At 63.2% G+C, this 3,855-nt stretch carries 3 protein-coding genes; all 3 read left to right on the top strand.

The genetic code is table 11. The features are described 5' to 3' along the window. Positions 1-1,800 (top strand): potassium-transporting ATPase subunit KdpB (gene kdpB / locus F8N12_RS27080; RefSeq protein ID WP_150583106.1); only part of this gene is annotated, 1,800 nt, incomplete at its 5' end. Positions 1,801-2,258: 458 nt separating this feature from the next. Then, positions 2,259-2,804, top strand: a complete 546-nt coding sequence (gene kdpC / locus F8N12_RS27075; protein WP_150583105.1) for a potassium-transporting ATPase subunit KdpC — start codon at positions 2,259-2,261, stop codon at positions 2,802-2,804. A 130-nt stretch (positions 2,805-2,934) separates the two neighbouring features. Next, on the top strand, positions 2,935-3,855 hold a 921-nt coding region (locus F8N12_RS27070; RefSeq protein WP_191623231.1), incomplete at its 3' end, for a universal stress protein.

The raw sequence follows: 3,855 nt of genomic DNA, 5'->3' as shown, positions 1-3,855 counted from the left end.
GCCAACTTTGCCGAGGCTCTGGCTGAGGGGCGCGGTAAAGCTCGCGCTGACAGTCTCAAGGCCGGCAGCGAAGGCCTCAGCGCTCGCCGAAAAGCCGCTGACGGCACGTTCCAGATCGTCCCGGCCGCCAGCCTGCGCAAAGGTGATGTGGTGCGCGTCGCGGCGGGGGAAATGATCCCCGGTGACGGCGAAGTGATCGAGGGCATCGCGGCGGTCAACGAAGCGGCGATTACCGGTGAATCGGCGCCGGTGATTCGTGAGTCCGGTGGCGATCGCTCGGCGGTCACCGGCAACACCCGCTTGGTCTCCGATTGGCTGATGGTGCGGATCACCAGTAATCCCGGCGAGTCGACACTCGATCGCATGATCGCCCTGGTCGAAGGTGCCAAACGCCAGAAGACCCCGAACGAAGTGGCGCTGGATATTCTGCTGATCGGCCTGACCCTGATCTTTCTGCTGGTGGTCGTCACCCTGCAACCGTTCGCGCATTTTGCCAACGGCAGCCTGCCGCTGGTGTTCCTCGTGGCGTTATTGGTCACGCTGATTCCGACGACGATTGGTGGTTTGTTATCGGCCATCGGGATTGCCGGGATGGACCGCCTGGTGCGCCTCAACGTGATTGCCAAATCCGGTCGCGCGGTGGAAGCGGCGGGGGATGTGCACGTGTTGTTGCTGGACAAGACCGGCACCATCACGTTCGGCAACCGTCGGTGCACGGCGGTGTATGCCGCGCCCGGCGTCAGCGCCATGCAACTGGCCGAAGGTGCGCTGTTTGCATCGCTGGCCGATGACACGGCGGAAGGCAAATCCATCGTCGAGTTTTTGCGCAGTCTGCATCCGCAACCTGAGCCTGCCGCCGAGTTGCTGACCGGCGTGCCGTTCAGTGCCGAGACGCGTTTGTCCGGCGTGGATTATCAGGGCCGCGTGTTCCGCAAAGGCGCGGTGGATTCGCTGTTGGATTTTGTCGGCTTGAAACGCGCCGATCTGGCCCCGGCACTGACGCGGGAAATCGAGCGGATTGCGCAGAGCGGTGGTACGCCGTTGCTGGTCTGTGCTGATGGCAAGTTGCTGGGTGCGATCCATCTTAAAGACGTGGTGAAGCCCGGCATTCGCGAGCGTTTTGCCGAACTGCGCAAGTTGGGGATTCGCACGGTGATGGTCACCGGCGACAACCCATTGACTGCAGCGGCGATTGCGGCGGAGGCGGGCGTCGACGACGTGCTGGCCGAGGCCACGCCGGAGAAGAAACTTGCGCGCATCCGTCATGAGCAGAACGACGGTCGTCTGGTCGCGATGTGCGGCGACGGCGCTAACGACGCCCCGGCCCTGGCGCAGGCGGATGTCGGCATGGCAATGAACGACGGCACGCAAGCGGCGCGCGAAGCGGCCAACATGGTCGACCTCGATAGCGACCCGACCAAGCTGCTGGATGTGGTGCAGATCGGTAAGGAATTGCTGGTGACCCGTGGCGCGCTGACGACGTTTTCGATTGCCAACGACGTGGCCAAATACTTCGCGATTTTGCCGGCGCTGTTTGCCTCGATTTATCCACAGCTTGGCGTGCTCAATGTCATGCAGCTGAGCAGTCCGCAAAGCGCGATCCTCTCGGCGATTGTCTTCAACGCGCTGATCATCGTCGTGCTGATCCCGCTGGCGCTGCGCGGCGTGCGAGTGCAGGCGGCAAGTGCGGCGGCCTTGTTGCGGCGCAATTTGCTGATCTATGGATTGGGCGGGTTGGTGGTGCCGTTTGTGGGCATCAAAGCCATCGACATGCTGCTGACAGCCCTGCATCTGGTTTGACGATCAGCCGCTGTGGAGCGGGCTTTTGTGGCAGGCACGCTTCTGTGAAGGGGCTCCTGTGGCAGGCACGCTTCTGTGAAGGGGCTTTTGTGGCAGGCACGCTTCTGTGAAGGGGCTTTTGTGGGAGGCACGCTTCTGTGAAGGAGCTTTGTGGTGAAGGCCTTTTGTGGCGAGGGGGCTTGCCCCCGTTGGGCTGCGCAGCAGCCCCAGCCTATCAGCCGCTGTGGAACGGGCTCTTGTGGCGAGGGGGCTTGCCCCCGTTGGGCTGCGCAGCAGCCCTAGCCAGCAACATGCGGTATGCCTGAAGAAATCAAATTGTAGGTTAGGGGGCTGCTGCGCAGCCCAACGGGGGTAAACCCCCTCGCCACAGATGTGTGATGGCACAGATGTGTGATGCCACAGAAATGAGGTGGCGCACAAATGTGGTGTTTTTTCCCAGAGAATCCGAGGAGTTTGTAATGTCCAAAACCCTACGCCCAGCCCTCAGCCTGTTGGTGCTGATGACCCTGATCACCGGCATCGCTTACCCCTTGCTGGTCACCGGCATCGCCCAGGTCGCATTCCCGGACCAGGCCAACGGCAGTCTCATCCACGATGCCGACGGCAAAGTCCGCGGCTCGTCCCTGATCGCCCAGGAGTTCAGCGGCGACGCCTGGTTCCACCCGCGCCCATCCGCTGGCGCCTTCGCCACCGTATCAAGCGGCGCCAGCAACCTTGCACCGAGCAACCCGGCTCTGGCGACTCGGGTGATTGAAGATGCCAACAAAATGCTCGTGCAAAGCCAAGGCCCGGTGCCGCTGGCGCTGCTGACCACCTCAGGCAGCGGCCTCGATCCGCACTTGCCTCCGGCCGCGATTGCCTATCAACTGGCGCGTGTCGCGGCGGCGCGTAACCTGCCGGTGTCGACGCTGCAGCAGTTGCTGGATTCGCACATCGAACAACCGCTGGTGGGGCCGGCGGTGGTGAATGTGTTAGCGCTTAACGTTGCGCTGGAAAAGCTATAAATCAGCGGCGCCACCATTCGCGAGCAGGCTCGCTCCCACAGGAGAATGCATTCCAATGTGGGAGCGAGCCTGCTCGCGAAGGCAATGGAACAATCACCCTTTCAACATCTGAATAAAGTGAGCTTCAAGCATGAGCAACTCCGGCCGCGCCGACGCGCTTCTAGCAGACCTGCCCCGCAATGGCCGTGGCCGTCTCAAGGTTTTCCTCGGCGCTGCACCCGGCGTCGGCAAGACCTACGCCATGCTGCAAGCCGCGCACACGCAACTGCGCCAGGGCGTCAAAGTCCTCGCCGGTGTCGTCGAAACCCACGGCCGCGCCGAAACCGAGGCGTTGCTTGGCGGCTTGCCCCAGCAACCGCTGGTGCGATCTGAATACCGTGGCGTGATGCTCGAAGAAATGGACCTCGACGGCCTGCTCGCGGCCAAGCCGAAGCTTGTGCTTGTAGATGAACTCGCCCACAGCAACGCCCCCGGCAGCCGGCACGCGAAACGCTGGCAAGACATTCAGGAACTGCTCGCCGCCGGCATCGACGTGTTCACCACCGTCAACGTCCAGCACCTCGAAAGCCTCAACGACCAGGTGCGCGGCATCACTGGCGTACAGGTCCGCGAAACCCTGCCGGACTGGGTTCTGCAAGAAGCCTACGAACTGCTGCTGATCGACCTGCCACCGCGCGAACTGCTCGAGCGCTTGCGCGACGGCAAGGTGTACGTGCCGGAGCAGGCGCGGGCGGCCATCGATGCGTTTTTTACCCAGACTAACCTCACCGCCCTGCGTGAACTGGCGATGCAAACCGCCGCCGCGCAAGTCGACAATGACCTCGCCCAGGGTTATCGCCAACTCGGCCAGGCGGCGCCCGCCGTGCGCGGTCGCTTGCTGGTCGGCGTCGATGGCGATGAGCACGCCGAGCGCCTGGTGCGTCACGCCAGCCGCGTCGCCCAGCGTCGACATTTGCCGTGGAGCCTGGTGCACGTCGACAATGGCAGCGCGCGCGATGAGCAATCGCGCCTGCGCCTGCAGAGCGCCCAACAACTGGCCGAACGTCTGGGC

Source organism: Pseudomonas fluorescens (assembly GCF_902497625.1).
Classification (GTDB): Bacteria; Pseudomonadota; Gammaproteobacteria; order Pseudomonadales; family Pseudomonadaceae; genus Aquipseudomonas; species Aquipseudomonas fluorescens_BQ.
This window is presented reverse-complemented; position numbering and strand designations above follow the sequence as displayed.